Annotated in this window: 19 protein-coding genes; 9 read left to right on the forward strand and 10 right to left on the reverse strand. The window is 33.9% G+C overall.

Annotated features, from left to right (window positions below):
* The first annotated feature begins 227 nt into the window (after window positions 1-227).
* The 5 genes from LG295_RS02675 (at window position 228) to LG295_RS02695 (ending at window position 5,569) form a co-directional block, all read left to right on the forward strand.
* Window positions 228-866, forward strand: coding sequence for a bifunctional 2-keto-4-hydroxyglutarate aldolase/2-keto-3-deoxy-6-phosphogluconate aldolase (locus LG295_RS02675; RefSeq protein ID WP_318832641.1), 639 nt, complete (start codon window positions 228-230; stop codon window positions 864-866).
* A 382-nt stretch (window positions 867-1,248) separates the two neighbouring features.
* On the forward strand, window positions 1,249-2,652 hold the full coding sequence (locus tag LG295_RS02680; RefSeq protein WP_404476339.1) for an MFS transporter: 1,404 nt from the start codon (window positions 1,249-1,251) through the stop codon (window positions 2,650-2,652).
* Window positions 2,653-2,672: 20 nt separating this feature from the next.
* Window positions 2,673-4,079 carry a glucuronate isomerase gene (gene uxaC, locus LG295_RS02685; protein ID WP_107530225.1) on the forward strand — a complete coding sequence of 469 codons (1,407 nt, stop codon included), beginning with the start codon at window positions 2,673-2,675 and terminating at the stop codon, window positions 4,077-4,079.
* A gap of 18 nt (window positions 4,080-4,097) precedes the next feature.
* Window positions 4,098-5,162 (forward strand): mannonate dehydratase, encoded by a 1,065-nt coding sequence (gene uxuA, locus LG295_RS02690; protein WP_318832642.1) that lies wholly within the window; start codon window positions 4,098-4,100, stop codon window positions 5,160-5,162.
* A gap of 215 nt (window positions 5,163-5,377) precedes the next feature.
* Window positions 5,378-5,569, forward strand: a complete 192-nt coding sequence (locus tag LG295_RS02695) for a hypothetical protein (protein WP_029378284.1) — start codon at window positions 5,378-5,380, stop codon at window positions 5,567-5,569.
* Window positions 5,570-5,792: 223 nt separating this feature from the next.
* Here the strand turns inward: LG295_RS02695 and LG295_RS02700 are convergent, their stop codons facing one another.
* Window positions 5,793-6,062 (reverse strand): DUF1413 domain-containing protein, encoded by a 270-nt coding sequence (locus LG295_RS02700; protein WP_107530229.1) that lies wholly within the window; start codon window positions 6,060-6,062, stop codon window positions 5,793-5,795.
* 194 nt (window positions 6,063-6,256) lie between these two features.
* On the opposite strand from LG295_RS02700, the gene LG295_RS02705 reads away from it, so the two are divergent.
* From LG295_RS02705 to LG295_RS02715, 3 genes are all read left to right on the forward strand, one after another.
* Window positions 6,257-6,961: an SDR family oxidoreductase gene (locus LG295_RS02705; RefSeq protein ID WP_318832643.1), complete on the forward strand. Its 705-nt coding sequence runs from the start codon at window positions 6,257-6,259 to the stop codon at window positions 6,959-6,961.
* Window positions 6,962-7,115: 154 nt separating this feature from the next.
* Window positions 7,116-7,616 (forward strand): GNAT family N-acetyltransferase, encoded by a 501-nt coding sequence (locus LG295_RS02710; protein ID WP_107530233.1) that lies wholly within the window; start codon window positions 7,116-7,118, stop codon window positions 7,614-7,616.
* Between the two features lie 41 nt (window positions 7,617-7,657).
* The gene (locus LG295_RS02715) at window positions 7,658-8,191 is read left to right on the forward strand and encodes a GNAT family N-acetyltransferase (RefSeq protein WP_107530235.1); all 534 of its coding nucleotides are present in this window, start codon (window positions 7,658-7,660) and stop codon (window positions 8,189-8,191) included.
* Window positions 8,192-8,447: 256 nt separating this feature from the next.
* Here the strand turns inward: LG295_RS02715 and LG295_RS02720 are convergent, their stop codons facing one another.
* A complete protein-coding gene (locus LG295_RS02720) occupies window positions 8,448-8,816 on the reverse strand; it encodes a VOC family protein (RefSeq protein WP_107530237.1) in 369 nt (122 codons plus the stop codon).
* A gap of 179 nt (window positions 8,817-8,995) precedes the next feature.
* Here LG295_RS02720 and LG295_RS02725 point away from each other — a divergent pair, with 179 nt between their 5' ends.
* Entirely contained in the window at window positions 8,996-9,913 is a 918-nt protein-coding gene (locus tag LG295_RS02725; protein ID WP_318832644.1) for an ABC transporter substrate-binding protein, read from the forward strand.
* Between the two features lie 88 nt (window positions 9,914-10,001).
* On the opposite strand, the gene hisIE is transcribed toward LG295_RS02725, so the two are convergent.
* The 8 genes from hisIE to hisG are packed head-to-tail and all read right to left on the reverse strand — an operon-like array spanning window position 10,002 to window position 16,081.
* Complete coding sequence (gene hisIE / locus LG295_RS02730) at window positions 10,002-10,634, reverse strand: bifunctional phosphoribosyl-AMP cyclohydrolase/phosphoribosyl-ATP diphosphatase HisIE (protein WP_107531474.1); 633 nt, start codon at window positions 10,632-10,634, stop codon at window positions 10,002-10,004.
* Window positions 10,631-11,389, reverse strand: coding sequence for an imidazole glycerol phosphate synthase subunit HisF (hisF, locus tag LG295_RS02735; RefSeq protein ID WP_107531475.1), 759 nt, complete (start codon window positions 11,387-11,389; stop codon window positions 10,631-10,633). The genes hisIE and hisF overlap by 4 nt, the downstream gene beginning before the upstream one ends.
* Window positions 11,386-12,090, reverse strand: a complete 705-nt coding sequence (gene hisA / locus LG295_RS02740) for a 1-(5-phosphoribosyl)-5-((5-phosphoribosylamino)methylideneamino)imidazole-4-carboxamide isomerase (RefSeq protein WP_107531476.1) — start codon at window positions 12,088-12,090, stop codon at window positions 11,386-11,388. The genes hisF and hisA overlap by 4 nt, the downstream gene beginning before the upstream one ends.
* Complete coding sequence (hisH, locus tag LG295_RS02745; RefSeq protein WP_107557625.1) at window positions 12,065-12,661, reverse strand: imidazole glycerol phosphate synthase subunit HisH; 597 nt, start codon at window positions 12,659-12,661, stop codon at window positions 12,065-12,067. The genes hisA and hisH overlap by 26 nt, the downstream gene beginning before the upstream one ends.
* Window positions 12,658-13,236, reverse strand: coding sequence for an imidazoleglycerol-phosphate dehydratase HisB (gene hisB / locus LG295_RS02750; RefSeq protein ID WP_318832645.1), 579 nt, complete (start codon window positions 13,234-13,236; stop codon window positions 12,658-12,660). The genes hisH and hisB overlap by 4 nt, the downstream gene beginning before the upstream one ends.
* Window positions 13,214-14,218 (reverse strand): histidinol-phosphate transaminase, encoded by a 1,005-nt coding sequence (locus LG295_RS02755; RefSeq protein ID WP_107531479.1) that lies wholly within the window; start codon window positions 14,216-14,218, stop codon window positions 13,214-13,216. The genes hisB and LG295_RS02755 overlap by 23 nt, the downstream gene beginning before the upstream one ends.
* Window positions 14,218-15,474 carry a histidinol dehydrogenase gene (gene hisD, locus LG295_RS02760; protein ID WP_318833027.1) on the reverse strand — a complete coding sequence of 419 codons (1,257 nt, stop codon included), beginning with the start codon at window positions 15,472-15,474 and terminating at the stop codon, window positions 14,218-14,220. The genes LG295_RS02755 and hisD overlap by 1 nt, the downstream gene beginning before the upstream one ends.
* The gene (gene hisG, locus LG295_RS02765) at window positions 15,464-16,081 is read right to left on the reverse strand and encodes an ATP phosphoribosyltransferase (protein WP_107531481.1); all 618 of its coding nucleotides are present in this window, start codon (window positions 16,079-16,081) and stop codon (window positions 15,464-15,466) included. Before hisG ends, hisD begins: the two co-directional genes overlap by 11 nt.
* Window positions 16,082-16,089: the final 8 nt, after the last annotated feature.

The following is a 16,089-nucleotide window of genomic DNA, read 5'->3' on the forward strand; positions in this document are numbered from 1 at the left end:
GATTAGCTGTGCCACTATAAATTTGTACGCTACTTAATTTTTATGTCATTTGAAATTTGAGATATTAGTATTGATCTTAGATTTATCAAGTACTTTCGAATGATTCTATTGCAAATGATATGATGACACTATTTAGACAAACTTTTATTGTAATTGACTACAAATAAATAAAAAATATAATTAAAGTGAGTTGAGTATGAGATTTTAATCAGAAAAGGAAGATGATGATGAATAAAATGCGAACTTTACAACAACTACAAGAAAATTATCTGGTTGCGGTTGTTAGAGGTAATACGGAGGATGATGCATGGCAAAAATGTAAACAAATTATTGAAGGTGGCATACTAAATATTGAAGTTACATTTACGACACCACATGCGGAAACAGTTATAAAATCTTTAAGTACGAAATATAAAACTGATGTTTTAATTGGTGCCGGAACAGTTATGGATGCTACTACAGCGCGTATCGCAATTATGAATGGAGCAAAATTTATTGTGAGTCCTCATTTTGATGCACAAATAGCAAGTATGTGTAATTTATATACGATACCTTATCTGCCAGGATGTAGTTCAGTTACGGAAATAACAACTGCTTTGCAACATGGTGTTGACGTAGTGAAGTTATTCCCTGGAGATGGCTTAGGGGCAGATTTTATAAAAAATGTACATGGACCAATACCACAAGTAGAAATGATGCCTTCAGGCGGCGTATCCATAGAAAATATGCATGAATGGTATGAAAAAGGGGCATTTGCCATAGGTATTGGTAGTGCATTAACCAAAGGTGCTCAAGATGGGTCAGATCGAATTATTGTAAAACAAACACGCGCATTTGTGGAAAGATTTAAAAATATAAAAGCTTAACATTTTAACTATGGTAACTGTCAATTCTCATTATTTCAGTAAATAGCATAACATTTTAAACATCAGTAATTGTTGATTAACAAACGGTATAGCTAACATGAGTATGAGTAGTAAAAAATTTTGAAGTTTATAGAAATCGTTTACATATATCGTTGGAATTACCAAATAAAGTTATAAAATCTTTAACTTATGAAAATATATGTGCAATTGGAATATGAATATAGATAGGTTTGACTAACCTTTATTGCAATCATTCTATGATTCAAATTATTTTTAAAGTACTTATAAAAGTATAAATAAAGACAAAGACAGTTATATTTATATAATTTTAATGCTTAAGTAAATGTTTAGGGGACATCAAACGTTAGAAAGAGGTCATCTTATGGTTTCAATGTCAGCGAAGAAAGAACAAACAAAGCAAGAAAAATTTGACGATATTAGTACACCAAAATTAAAATTTAAAGAAAAATTATCATACGGTTTAGGTGATTTAGGTAACGGTATGATGTTTGATATGGGACAAATATATTTATTGAAATTTTTTACGGATATACTAGGTATTTCCGCTTTTTATGGTGGACTTGTATTTCTTGTATCAAAAATATTTGATGCTTTTGTAGATACTGGTGTAGGCACTTATGTGGATTCGAGAACGAATATCGGGAAACGTGGTAAATTTAGACCGTTTATTTTATATGGTACAGTACCACTTGCAATTTGTACGGTTTTATCATTTATTGCGCCAAATTTAGATCAAACTGGTAAAACGATTTGGGCTTTTGCAACTTATATGTTATTTAATGCGGCGTACTCAGTTGTGAATATACCTTATGGGTCACTTTCAGCGTCTATGACTGTTAATGCTGAAGATAGAACGCAGCTATCAGTATATAGAAACTTAGGGTCACAAGCGGCATTATTTGTGGCAGATATTGTGGTCATACCGTTAGTTAATCAGTTTCCAAATCATGCAGTTGGCTATCCTGTGGCAGTAGCATTATTAGCTATCGTAGGAGTTATTTTACATTTAATTTGTTATAAAAATGTTAAAGAAAGACACGTGATTCAACGTCCTAAGACAAAAGGTATGGGTAAAAAAGCATTTGTGTGCTTGTTGAAAAATGGAGCCTTTGCAGTATTAGCAATTTATACATTATTAACAATTATGTCGATGTTTTTAAAACAGTCATCTCAATTATACTATTTCCAATATGTTATGGATGCACCTAATTTAGTTGGTCTTGTAAGTACATTAAACTTTGCCGTGCTTATTCCAGCGCTTTATATAACAACGTTGTTAAGTAAGAGAGTAGGGAAAAAGATGACAGCTATTATAGGTATAGCTGGATTCGTACTGTGTGAAATTTTAAACTTTGCACTTTTTGGAGATCATATAACGACATTTTTAATAGTAAATACAATTTCTTCATTCTTTTTAGTTATACCTAATACAGTAACTTGGGCATTTATTGCTGATGTTGTTGAATATGGGCAATGGAAATCTGGAATACGTTCTGAGGGTATTACGTATTCAAGCTATAGTTTCACCCGTAAGATTTCACAAGCTTTGGCAGGTTTTATTCCTGGTCTTGCATTAACTATGATTGGTTATCAACCAAATGTTGCTCAAACTACGGAAACTTTAACAGGTCTTAAAATATTATTCTTTGCTGTGCCAGGTGTAGGTTGTTTAATTGCGCTAATTATATTCTTAATTGGTTATCCACTAACAGATAAGCGTCATAAACAAATTGTTAAAGAACTAGCATTAAGAGAAGAAATTTAAAGGAAAGGGCGTTTTCAATAATGACACAATTTATCACTGATCACTTTATGTTACAAAATAAAAAAGCAGTTGAGCTATATCATAAATACGCAAAAGATATGCCTATTTATGATTATCATTGCCATTTAGATCCACAACAAATTAGTGAGAATACGCATTTTGATAATATCACAACATTGTGGCTAGGGGGAGATCATTATAAGTGGAGAGCAATGCGTGCACAAGGTATTGATGAATACTATATAACTGGTGATGCTTCTCCAAGAGAGAAGTTTAAAAAATGGGCACTTACTTTAGAAAATTCAGTTGCAAATCCCTTATATCATTGGTCTCATTTAGAGTTAGCAATGTATTTTGATGTGCATGAAGTGTTGAACGAACGCAATGCAGATCAAATATATGATCAAGTTAATAGTTATTTGCAGCGTCATAATATTACAGCACAATCTTTAATTACTCAATCAAATGTTAAGTTGATTTGTACTACAGATAATCCTACAGATGATTTGCGTTATCATGATGAATTGCGTACTCAGACAAACTTCAAGACTCAGGTCTTACCTTCGTTTAGACCAGATATTGCTTTTAAAGTTGGCGAAGAAAGTTTTGCTGAATTCATAGAAACATTAAGTGGCTTAACACATCCTATTAGTAATGTCGATGACTTTTTAGAAGCTATGAAAATACGAGTTAATTATTTCCATGATAGAGGCGGACGATTAGCAGACCATGGATTAAATACGATTGAGTATCAGTCGTACAATCGCACGGATATTGATGATATTTTCCAAAAAGGATTGAAAAAACAAAAGGTAAGTAATAAAGCATATGCACAATTTCAAACGTTTTTATTAAATGAATTAAGCAAGATTTATAATGAAAAAGATTGGGTTATGCAAATTCACTTTGGTGCAATACGTAATAATAATACTGTGGCATTTGAACAATTAGGCCCCGATGCTGGATTTGATTCTATACGAGATCAACAAAATCTTGCTGAAAACTTAAATAGCTTACTAAATATGATGGCTTCAGATGAGCACTTACCAAAAACAATATTATACAATTTGAATCCGACATATAATGACGTTGTAGGATCTACTATTGCAAATTTTCAAAACAACGCTCACATACAAAGTAAAGTGCAACATGGTGCGGGATGGTGGTTTAATGACACGAAACGCGGCATGTTAAATCAGATGACATCATTAGCAGATCAAGGGTTATTGATGCATTTTGTTGGCATGTTAACAGACTCGAGAAGTTTTATCTCTTACTCAAGGCATGATTATTTTAGAAGGATTCTATGTACTTATATTGGTAGTTTGGTGAAGCTAGGAGAAATACCAGATGATCCAAGATTATTAGGGAAGTTAATTAAAAATATTTGTTATTACAACGCTTATAATTACTTTAAATTGATTTAGAGAGGGGTGTCATTTGGAATGGAAATGACATTTAGATGGTATGGTAAGGATGACCCCATCAGCTTAGAATATATCAAGCAAATACCAGGTATGAAAGGTATTGTCAGTGCAATTTATGATATACCAGTAGGCGAAGTGTGGCCATTAGATAAAATCCAAGAGTTAAAATCAGAAATTGAAAATGCTAATTTAGAGCTGTCGGTCATTGAGAGTGTACCTGTACATGAAGATATCAAATTAGGGAAGGCGACGCGTGATAAATATATTGAAAATTATTGCCAAACGTTACGTCATTTAGGCCAAGTAGGTATTAAAGTAGTGTGCTATAACTTTATGCCAATATTTGATTGGACGCGCTCACAGTTAGATTTTCCGTTAGCGGACGGTTCAACAGCACTCATATATGATGAAGAAGAAATTGCTAAAATGGATCCACTAAAAGGCGAACTCTCTTTACCAGGTTGGGATTCAAGCTATACGAAAGAAGAATTAGCTACACTCTTTGCAGATTACAAAACAATTGATGAAGAAAAGTTATGGGAGAATTTAAGTTACTTTATTAACAAAGTAATACCTGTTGCAGAAGAAGCGGATGTACTGATGGCTATACATCCAGACGATCCACCTTGGGGGATATTTGGATTACCCAGAATTATTACAAATAGAGAAAATCTAGAAAGGTTTATTCGCTTACATTCGTCTAAGTATAATGGTTTGACTATGTGTTCAGGTTCCTTGGGTTCGGATGAGCAAAATAATTTTCCAGAAATGTTAGCATATTTTGGTCAAAAAGGACGGGTTCATTTTGTCCATGCACGTAATGTGAAATTAGTTGGGAATAAGTCATTCCAAGAAGCTGCACATTTATCAGAAGCAGGTTCTATCGATATGTATGAAGTTATAAAGGCGTTACATGATTTTGGATACGAGGGACCAATCAGACCAGATCATGGACGTATGATTTGGGGAGAAACAGGTAAAGCAGGATATGGTTTATACGATCGAGCATTAGGTGCAACATATTTAAATGGTTTATATGAGGCAATAGCTAAAAAAAGCATAGCACATAGTCCTAGAAACTAAAGGCCAACTTTTGTAAAGTATTTGATAATGATCATGTTTGAGAGGCGAAGAGAAATGTCAAATATAAGACTTTAATAGAATAAGGAAAAAGAATAAAAGTGATAAATTTGTGAAAATAATCACAAAATGCTTTTAATTTGTTAGAACATGGATTATGATAAAGGTGTAGAAGATAAACAAAGCTTCTTAATAGAAAAACTACGGAGTGATTAATTATGAGAAAAGTAATTGAAGCAGTTATTTTTTCAAACGAAAGTAGTTATGAAATTTACACACATACAGGTGTAAACCAAGGTATTATTAATGACATTAAAGATGGATACAGAAGTATTGACTATATAGCTTACATTGATGCAGAGAAAATTTACAACTATGGTTTAAAGAAAGAGCTATTAGTTAACCAATAATACACTGTATACATCGATGTGAATTGAAGTTTAATAGTGTTTTTAATATGCGCTTACAATAAAACCTATTAACTTCGTGTAAGTTTTTCTCCCCAGTGAAACTTTCATGATTTATTTAAACACCCTCACCCCCAGTATTAAGAAAAGCCTACACATACTGTTTTTACAGTAGTGTAGGCTTTTTCTACATTAATTTAAACGAAAACCTATTGAATGGCTAATCTTAGATATATGCCTTAAAATTATGTTTAACCGAATTAAAGTCATAAACAGAATTATACATACGCATGCGAATGTGGTCTTGTGAAGCATAAGGTATACGTAAGTGATCATGTTGTTCCACGTAGCTACGGAATTCACGTTCCAATTGATTGCGCTGGTTTAAAGACATTTGAATCCATTCTTCTTGTTCAAACAAAGCTTCAAAACGAAATTCAAAATTATCTTTGGCCATAGATGCATGTAAATGATTGATTCTTTCATCAAAGTTCAAATTTAATCCCCCTTTTAACAAACGTTATTAAATTGATATACACCCATTATATACCCACATTAAACGGAAGTATAGATAATGAATAATTGTTATAATTCAAAAATTTAATAAAAAATAAATTAACATGATAAAATAAGTGAAAATAGGGAAATGACCTTATACATAGTTAAATTGAAGTAGAAAGGAAGATATTGATGAGTAAGTTAAAAGATAAAGTTGCAATTGTTACAGGTGCGAGTAGTGGTATCGGCGCAAGTATTGCCGAAATATTATCACAACATGGCGTTAAAGTAGTATTAACAGGACGTAATGAAGCACGTTTATCTGATGTAGCGAAGCAACTTCAAGAAAATAGTCAGTCTGAAATTGACACACATATTGTAGATGTTACGCAAAAAGACGAAGTAGCTAAATTAGTAAAAGAGACTGAAAATAAATTTGGTCATGTAGATATATTAGTGAATAGTGCTGGTTTAATGCTTTCTTCTGCAATTACAGATGGTGATGTTGAAGCATGGGAAAATATGATTGATGTCAACGTCAAAGGCACTTTATATGGTATTAATGCCGTTTTACCAATGTTTTTAAATCAATCTACAGGACATATTATAAATATTGCTTCTATTTCTGGTTTTGAAGTGACAAAACAAAGTACCTTATATAGCGCATCTAAAGCGGCGGTACATACTATTACACAAGGATTAGAAAAAGAATTAGCTAAAACAGGTGTAAGAGTCACAAGTATTTCACCTGGTATGGTAGACACACCACTGAGCAGTAACACTGATTGGGGTTCTCGTAAAAAGTTAGATCCGCAAGATATTGCTGAAGCTGTCATTTATGCGTTACAACAACCTAGTCATGTCAATATCAATGAAGTTACCGTAAGACCAGTGTAAAATATCACAGGTAAGTGTTGTTTTATATAGGATGTACTTTGTTATCTGTTAATCATATGGGAGTGAGTTGAAAATCAAATTATAAATGTTGATTTTTATCTCACTCTTAAAATTTATATTTTTGTACCTCTTTGTATGAAAGAAGTGATAATTAATGTACTATAGACGATTAATTGAAAGCGATGTGAAACAATATCGCAAGTTGCGTTTGAAATCGTTGCAAACTGACCCGAAAGGTTTTGCATCTACTTATAAACGTGAGGTAGGATTCCCGCTAGATAAGTTTAAATCCCGAATCATATCTTCAGAAACTCAATTTACAATGGGTGCGTTTGACGATACCACATTAGTTTGTATAGGTACTTTTTATAGTGAACCCTTAGAAAAAGTGAAGCATAAAGGCAACTTAGTGTCGATATACTGTGATCCATCATATAGACGACAAGGTATTGCTAGTTTGTTGATTAAAAAATTAATTAACGAGGTAAATCAACTAGGCTTTGTGAAAATAATTGGACTATGCGTAATATCCGAAAATAAAAGCGCTATTGCATTATATGAACAACTAGGATTTAAGTGGTACGGAACTGAACCTAAAGCGCTATTTGATGGTAATAGTTATTATGATGAAGATTTAATGTACATGGAATTATAATGTATAGCAGTTGCAGATATTAAACTAAGGTGGGGTAAAATATGGAGACAGATTATATTATGGAGACAAACTTTATTATTGAAACAGAGAGATTATATTTAGTAAGACCTTCTCAAGAATACTTAACTGACTTACATGGGTTACATTCAGATCCGAGAACAAACATTTATAATCCAGCAGGACCTCATCAAAGTATAGAAGAAACAGGAGAGATGCTTAAGTCATGGATTGAACATTGGTTTAAATACCGTTTTGGTTACGCATTAATGATAGAAAAAGCAACCGGTCAAATGGTTGGTATGTGTGGCTTGGCATATAAAACAATGTTAGGTGAAACATACCTTAATTTGGCTTATCGATTGAATCCAGAGTATACACGAAAAGGTTTTACCAAAGAAGCATGTTTAGCAATCATAGCGTATGTGAAAAACGACATACAAGTGAACCATCAAATACTTGTGCGCACAAAAAAAGACAACTTTCCTTCTATTATGACTGCGCAATCGTTAGGATTTGAAAAAATAAGCAGTTATAACAATTATGAGGAAATGGGCGACATCTTTCTTTTTGAGTGACATCTGTTTATGATGATAAGCTATATGCTTGTGATGAACTGTTACATAGCCCCCTCGCCATAATTGAAAATCCATCTGAATAAGTCCAATGTGTAAGTCTCGATAACTCAATACAGATTACCTGAGCTAGCGCTCATGCATAAGTCCACTAACTCTCAAAAGAGAAACACCTAAGTAGGAACTCATGTGTAAGAGCCACTAACTTTATAAATAAAGAAGTGGCTCTTTAGAGAGTGGCTCTTTGTATAGAGTCGATTTACAGCCATTCTATAATTTCAAGCCTATTGCCAAATGGGTCGTAAATATAAAAGCGATCAGCACCTTCAATTTCATCTCCGTATACAATTTCTACTTCCTGTAATTCAAGGTTTTTTCTTACTTCTGTTGCGTTGTGTACTGCAAAAGCTGGGTGTGCTTTTTTGGCTGGGCTAAAATTATTTTCAATACCAATATGAAGCTGTTGTTGACCGATTTGAAACCAAACACCACCTTTTTGTGCAAGGTTATCTGGTTTAGGTATTTCTTTAAAACCTAATTTTTTAGCATAAAATACTCTAGCTAAATCTTCTTGATTTGCAGGTGCTGCAACTTGAACATGATCAATTCCTATAAAGTGTTTTTCCATAATAACAACTCCTTTTGTAATTGATAATATCAAAAGTGTAAAAATAAAACGACTATAATAATTTGTAAGGTTGAAAATTGTAACACTATAATTAATTAAAAATTCTATATTATTATATTGCAATTGATAATAGTTTTCGATTAGAATGGAAGTACAATACTATGGAAGGGGTTAATATTTTGAAGAAATTATTATATTTCATGTTGTGTTTATTATTATTTTTAGCAGCTTGTGGTAATAACACTGAGTCTAAAGATGCAACTTCAAAAGAAGAGACCAAGACGAAAACATATACAACAAGTGAAGGTAGTAAAGTCCAAATTCCTAAAAAGCCTAAGAGAGTACTTGATTTAACAGCTAATTATGGCAATTTTAAAAAATTAGGTATTAAACCGATTGCAATAACGAGTGTTTTTCCTGATTCAAAATATTTAGATATGGGCAAAATTAAGAAGATAGACCCGGAAGATGTGGAAGCAGCAGCAAAATTAAAACCCGATTTAATCATTACATATAAAGAAAATAAAAATAACAAAAAATTAGAAAAAATAGCACCAACTGTTCCAATTAAGGTGCAGAATATGAATTATAAAGATACACATATAGAAATAGGTAAGCTAGTAAATAAAGAAGCAAAAGCTAAAGAGCAAGCTAATGAATTAGCATCCAAACTAGCAAAAGATGGTAAAGAAATTAAAAAAGCAATTGGTGAAGATAAAACTTTTTCAATCATGGATATTCAAGCCAAAGATATATATCAATTCGGCCCTAGATTTGGTAGGGGCAGTGAAGCGATCTATGAAGGATTTAATTTAAAAGAGGATCCCGAAGCCAAAAAAGCTATGCCAAAAGAGAAATTTATGAAAGTTCCCAAAGAAAAATTTAATGATTATTCAGGAGATTATTTATTACTCCCTACAAAAGAAGGGCAGAAACCTAATAATGATTTCGTAAAATCAGACACTTGGAAAAATAACCAAGCTGTACAAAATGGTAACGTAATTTATTATGATATGGATGAAGCAATATATGCAGATTTAATTTCTGTAGAAAAACAAGCCAAGTTATTTAAAAAAGAGTTGTTGAAAGACAAATAAAAAAGACGAGATGCGTATGGTTTACAGAAATCTTATTAAAAATAGATTTTTGTTCCTCATTCATCTCGTCTTTTTATTTAAGACATTATTACCAATGATTAATATCTGTGCGTTCTCCTTTGAAATTATTATCGGTTTGATGACGTTGAGCGAGAACTTGTTCAACGTCGTCAAATTTTATATCTAAGGCGTGTAATAACACAAATAGATGATACATTAAATCAGCAGTTTCATTCGTTACTTCTTCGCGATCATTTTTCATTGCACCTATGACAACTTCAAATGATTCTTCACCGAATTTTTTCGTGATTTTTTCTAGTCCTTCATTCAATAAATATTGCGTATAGGAGTTTTCTTTATTAGATTTGGCACTAGTAGTTACGGTCTGTTCTAGTTGTTGCACGTTGAAAGGTATAGGAGTATTAAAGCAACTTTGACTACCTGTATGGCATGTTGGCCCATTTGGTATGACATCGATAAGGAGTGTGTCTTGGTCGCAATCTAAATGGATATCCTTTATGATTTGAGTATTTCCAGATGTTTCTCCTTTTGTCCATAAACGATCTTTGGAACGTGAATAAAAACAAACAACGCCACTTGTGAGTGTTTGTTGATAAGCTGCTTCATTCATATAACCGAGCATTAGCACTTGTTTTGTATTCACATCTTGCAATATAGCTGGTAACAGCCCTTTGCTAAAATCAGGTTGTGGTGTATTCATCTCACTGGGATACCTCCTTGGGACATTGTTTTTTTAATTTCATCTACCGTTGTTTCTTTATCATGTAAAATACTTGCGGCCAGACCAGCAGAAACATCAGTTTGCTTAAATAAATTAACGAAATGTTCTGGATTGCCACCGCCTCCACTAGCTATAACTGGAATATTTACAAGTTGTTCGATTTCATGTAAATGATTAACATCGAATCCTTGTTTCATGCCGTCATGCGTCATACTTGTGATAAGTAACTCACCGGCGCCTAAAGCCTCAACTTCTTGAACCCAATCATAAACACGTTTGTCTGTTCGTTGCTTGCCACCATGCGTATAGCAAAAATAGTCATTTAATTCACTATCATAATTACTATCTATAGCGATACATATACATTGACTACCAAATTTTTCACTGGCTTCTTTAATAAATGAAGGGTTTTTAAGTGCGCTTGAATTCAATGATACTTTGTCAGCACCATGATTTAAGAGTTGAGAAATATCATCAATAGTTGATATGCCGCCACCGACAGTTAATGGTATAAATAGTTTATCTGCAGTTTCTTCAATAACATCCAACACTAGGTCATGACCCGCTTCTGTACGTGAAATATCTAAAAAAACTAATTCATCGGCGCCTTGCTCGTTATAATACAGTGCATATTCGACTGGATTACCAATATCTCTTAATCCTTTAAATTGTATGCCTTTAACGACGCGTCCATCTTTAACATCCAAACAAGGAATGATTCTCTTTTTAATCATGATAAGCCCTCCCAAAAAGTAGGGTTATGTGCAGCTTTACCTACGATAGCTGCTGAGACGCCAAGTGATTCTAATTTTTTTAAATCTTGTTGATGACGGATACCGCCAGAAGCAACCACAGGTTTTTGAGTTGCGTTGACTAGTTGTCCAGTAATTTCAAAATTAGGTCCTTCTAGTCGTCCATCTTTTGAAATATCTGTGTAGATGACACCGCCAATTGGTAATGACTCAATTTTTTCAATTAGCTCAAATAAATCTAGTTCAGCATCTTGTTCCCAACCATTTATTTTTACTTCTCGTCTATAGGCATCTACTGAAAGGTATAAACGATTAGGATATTGGTGCGCCATTTCGGCTAACCATTCTAAGTTTTGAATGCCTTTGGTACCGATAATACAATAATCAATACCATCTTTAAAATATGCTTCAATGGTTTTTAGACTTCGAATACCACCACCAACTTCTATAGGTTTATCAGTTAGATCACGTAAGTCTTTAATATAGTCTTGTTCAATAGATGACTGTTGTTTAGCACCGATTAAATCTACTATATGAATACGATCTACACAATTGTATTGATTATAAAATTGAATGCTTTCTTCAGCGCTACGTGACATTTTTTCTTCTGAATCATATTTACCCTCAGTAAGACGTACGCTTGTTGCATTGATTAAATCAATGGCTGGCCATAGTTTGATCATTTAGGAATCCACCTTTCAGTGCTTGATTAAGTATTGCTAAGCCATCATCGCCACTCTTTTCAGGGTGGAATTGGATGCCTATATAATTTTTAAATTGTACAATTGCAGGGACTTGTGTGCCATATTCGGCAAATGCTACAACATATGCTGACATTTCTGCCTGGTAAGAATGTACAAAATAAACATCTTGAGAAAGTGTTGGTTGATTACTAATTAGGTTGTTCCAACCTAAGTGAGGTACTGGATAGGGCGTTTCAATCGGTATGATTTGACCTGGAATTAGTTTTAAACCAGATACTTCGCCTTCAGCACTCCACTCATATAGCAGCTGCATACCAAGACAAATACCAATCATAGGTTTGTTTGTAACAGATTGCAAAATCTCCACCAAACCTCGTGATTGAATAGCTTGCATGGCATCTTTAAAGTGGCCGACACCAGGTAAAATAAGCATATCAGCAGCTTCAATATCTTTTGGATCATCTGTTAATTTAGATTCATAACCAAGATGGTTGATTGCACGTTGTATATTTTTAATGTTTCCTAAACCGTAATCAATAATGGCAATCATTCTATCACACCCTTAGATGATGGTGTGCCTTCCATATCATTGATTGATAGAGATTCTTTAAGTGCACGCGCAAAAGATTTGAAGATTCCTTCTATCTCATGGTGGGTATTGCCACCACGTATTAAATCAATATGCGTTGTTAAGCGTGCATTAATGACTAATGCACGGAAGAATTCTTCTACTAATTCCGTATCAAACGTGCCTACCTTTTCACGGCTTAAATGTGCATTAAATGAAAGGAAAGGACGCCCGCTAATATCTACGACAGTACGTGCTAATGTTTCATCCATAGGGATATAACTTACGCCATAACGTTGAAAGGATTTTCTTTCTCGGGTCATTTCTAACAACAATTGCCCTAAAACAATACCAATATCTTCTGTGACGTGGTGATCGTCTACTTCTGTATCGCCATTTGCGTCAATAGTAATAGATAAGTTGCTATGAAAGGTGAAGAGGGTCAACATATGATCTAGAAAACCCACGCCAGTGTTGATTTTGCTTGGACGATTGTCGTCTGCAAGTGAGATAGATAATTGTGTTTCAGCAGTGTTACGTGTTTTTTGATAAATCATATTGAGACCTCCAAGTTTTAATAATTTCTTCTAAGTCATCCAATTGTGAATCTGTCGCAATGGAGTAACGCACATAGTCATTCATTTCTGGCTCATCATACAATCTAGGTAAAAAACCATGTGATTGAATATATTGTCCTAAGTTTTGTGCTTCCATTCCTTTAGTAAGTACGAAATTAGTATATGACGGAAATACGACCATAATATCTGCAACATAGTCGCTAAATAAGTTTCTTAATCTCAGTGCTAAATGGCGTTGATGATCTATGAATTGTTTGGTTTTATCAGGATGTTCAAACATATACAAAGCAATGTGTAACGTAAGCGTGTTTAGTGGATAGGGATGCTCAATACTTTGTATATGCTGAATTGTCTCAGGTGTACCAATTAGAACACCTAATCTTAAGCCAGCGATACCGAACGCTTTTGATAAGGTACGCATTTGTAGTACATGCGGTTGCATATCAAAGTTGTAAGCTTCACCGAAATCCAGGTATGCTTCGTCTATTACGAAATAACCACCAATATTGTTCATCTTGTCAGCTATAGCTTTTAAAAATGTAGTACCGTATTGTTTGCCCGATGGATTATGGGGATTGCTCATTATAAAAAATGCTGGCTGCACTTCCTCAATCCGTTGTAAAATCTGTTCAAGGTTAAATGTTAAATCGTCCTCAGCTTCCACAAATTCAATAGGACGATTTACTTGAGCGGCATAAGCCTGGTACATGAAAAAGTCTGGATTAAGTGTTAATGCCGGACCCTCTGGCATGATTAACATTAACTTTTGAATCAGTTCATCAGATCCATTACCAGCTATGACTTGTTCAGCAGTATAGCCATAATAATTTGCATAAGCTGCTTTAAAGCGTTCGTATTCATCATCTGGATAAAAGTTAAATGATGCTTCTTGTATTATTGTAGCTAGTTGTGAATCTGTTAAAGGACGAAGTGGGCTTTCATTTTTGTTAATTCTTATCATCAATATGACTCCTTTGTTGTTCTAATTTCAATAGATTGTTCATGGTTATATAGTTGTTCAATATGAGCAAGCTCACGAGCGGGCTTTTCAATTTGATTGAAAGTATCTTGAGACAAATCTATGACCGAGTGACGCGTTAAAAAGTCATTTACTGATAAACCGTTCGTAAATCTTGCTGTTTGATTCGTAGGTAATACATGGCTTGGTCCAGCAACATAATCACCTATGACTTCTGGTGAATAATGACCTAAAAATAGAGCTCCTACATAGCGTACATGATTTAAATAGTCTCGTGGTGAAGCGGTTTGGATTGATGCATGCTCAGGTGCGATTTGATTCATTAAATCACAAGCTTCTGTGAAATCATCAACTGCAATCAAGAAATGGTGATTAGCTAAACTTGCCTTTACGATAGATTGACGTTCAATGTTAGTGAGTGTTTGTTGAATCTTTTGTTCGAGTTGTTGTAGCAGTTCCTCATCTTCACTAATAACAAATGTACGTGCTAATTCATCATGCTCAGCTTGCGCAAATACATCATATGTAATCGCATCTAAATCAGCAGTATTATCAATGATTAAAGCAATTTCACTTGGTCCTGCAATTTGATCTATACCCACCTGTCCAAAGAGATATTTTTTCGCATAGGCAACATATTGATTGCCTGGACCGACAATTTTATCTACTTTAGGTATTGTCTCAGTTCCATAAGCAAGTGCAGCTATACTTTGCGCGCCACCGACTTGAAATACATCATCAACCCCAGCAATATAACATGCGGCCAAAACGATATCAGGTAGGCCATCTGTTTGCGGTGGTGTTACAACAGTAATGTTTTCGACGCCAGCAACTTTCGCAAGCGTTGCAGTCATTAATACAGTTGAAGGGTAGCTCGCTTTGCCACCAGGTACATAAACACCGACACGTTCTATAGGATGATACATTTCATAACATTCAGTAGAACCTTGTTGACCTGTCCATTTGATAGATTTTTGATAAGTCTCAATGCGTGCGTGGCTGTGTTGTAAAGCTTCTCGCAAGTTATTGTCTAACCGGTGGAAGGCTGCTTCTAACTCTGAGAATGGAATTGCTAATTGAGGTGTATCTACTTTGTCTAACTCTTTATTGTAGGCTTTGAGTGCTTGATCACCTTCCAATTTAACTCTTTCACAAATTGTTTTAACTAGGGGATACAAATCCTCATTTAAAGAGGACTGATCTAAATAGTCATTTAAAAATGTCTCTTTATTTATAATCAATGAGTGATACCTCCAAAGTTTGAATTAAATCGTCAATTTCCGTTGATTTTTTAAAGTATGATTGCTTGTTGGTAATAAGTTTTGCATTTATATGCTTAATGATATCTTTTTCGACTAACCCGTTAGATTTTAATGTTGTACCGGTTTGGACGATATCAACGATGCCATCTACCATATCAACTAAACAAGCTAACTCGATAGAACCAGATAATTTTACAAGCTCTACATCAAGTCCTTGCGATTCAAAATATTTACGTGCTGTTTTCATATATGAAGTAGCAACTTTAGTGAAATGAGTTGTTTCTGGTTTAGAGGCTAAAGCAAAGTGACAATTGCCAAAAGGTAAATCTAGAAGGTTATTGATTGTATAATTACTTTCCTCCAGTACATCACTTCCGACAATACCTACATCTGCTACACCTTGTTCCACATAGATAGGGACATCACTGCCTTTAACTAATACAAATTGGATAGAATCAACAGTAATTAATAATTGACGTTCTCTCTGTTCTAACGCTTGTGCATATGATTGTTCATTTATTTCATTTAAATAAGCAATAAAGCTTTTTAATAATCTTCCTTTGGCTAAAGCTACTGTAAGCATATGTGTCG

It is taken from the genome of Staphylococcus pseudoxylosus (assembly GCF_044794325.1).
GTDB lineage: Bacteria > Bacillota > Bacilli > Staphylococcales > Staphylococcaceae > Staphylococcus > Staphylococcus pseudoxylosus.

Excerpts from the sequence above, each read along its gene's own strand:
- LG295_RS02715 (WP_107530235.1), top strand. The coding sequence starts at position 7,658 with ATGGAGACAGATTATATTATGGAGACAAACTTTATTATTGAAACAGAG.
- hisH (WP_107557625.1), bottom strand. The coding sequence starts at position 12,661 with ATGATTGCCATTATTGATTACGGTTTAGGAAACATTAAAAATATACAA.
- LG295_RS02710 (WP_107530233.1), top strand. The coding sequence starts at position 7,116 with ATGTACTATAGACGATTAATTGAAAGCGATGTGAAACAATATCGCAAG.
- LG295_RS02695 (WP_029378284.1), top strand. The coding sequence starts at position 5,378 with ATGAGAAAAGTAATTGAAGCAGTTATTTTTTCAAACGAAAGTAGTTAT.
- hisA (WP_107531476.1), bottom strand. The coding sequence starts at position 12,090 with ATGATCAAACTATGGCCAGCCATTGATTTAATCAATGCAACAAGCGTA.
- LG295_RS02720 (WP_107530237.1), bottom strand. The coding sequence starts at position 8,816 with ATGGAAAAACACTTTATAGGAATTGATCATGTTCAAGTTGCAGCACCT.
- hisF (WP_107531475.1), bottom strand. The coding sequence starts at position 11,389 with ATGATTAAAAAGAGAATCATTCCTTGTTTGGATGTTAAAGATGGACGC.
- hisIE (WP_107531474.1), bottom strand. The coding sequence starts at position 10,634 with ATGAATACACCACAACCTGATTTTAGCAAAGGGCTGTTACCAGCTATA.
- LG295_RS02675 (WP_318832641.1), top strand. The coding sequence starts at position 228 with ATGAATAAAATGCGAACTTTACAACAACTACAAGAAAATTATCTGGTT.
- uxaC (WP_107530225.1), top strand. The coding sequence starts at position 2,673 with ATGACACAATTTATCACTGATCACTTTATGTTACAAAATAAAAAAGCA.
- uxuA (WP_318832642.1), top strand. The coding sequence starts at position 4,098 with ATGGAAATGACATTTAGATGGTATGGTAAGGATGACCCCATCAGCTTA.
- LG295_RS02755 (WP_107531479.1), bottom strand. The coding sequence starts at position 14,218 with ATGATAAGAATTAACAAAAATGAAAGCCCACTTCGTCCTTTAACAGAT.
- LG295_RS02680 (WP_404476339.1), top strand. The coding sequence starts at position 1,249 with ATGGTTTCAATGTCAGCGAAGAAAGAACAAACAAAGCAAGAAAAATTT.
- LG295_RS02705 (WP_318832643.1), top strand. The coding sequence starts at position 6,257 with ATGAGTAAGTTAAAAGATAAAGTTGCAATTGTTACAGGTGCGAGTAGT.
- hisB (WP_318832645.1), bottom strand. The coding sequence starts at position 13,236 with ATGATTTATCAAAAAACACGTAACACTGCTGAAACACAATTATCTATC.
- hisG (WP_107531481.1), bottom strand. The coding sequence starts at position 16,081 with ATGCTTACAGTAGCTTTAGCCAAAGGAAGATTATTAAAAAGCTTTATT.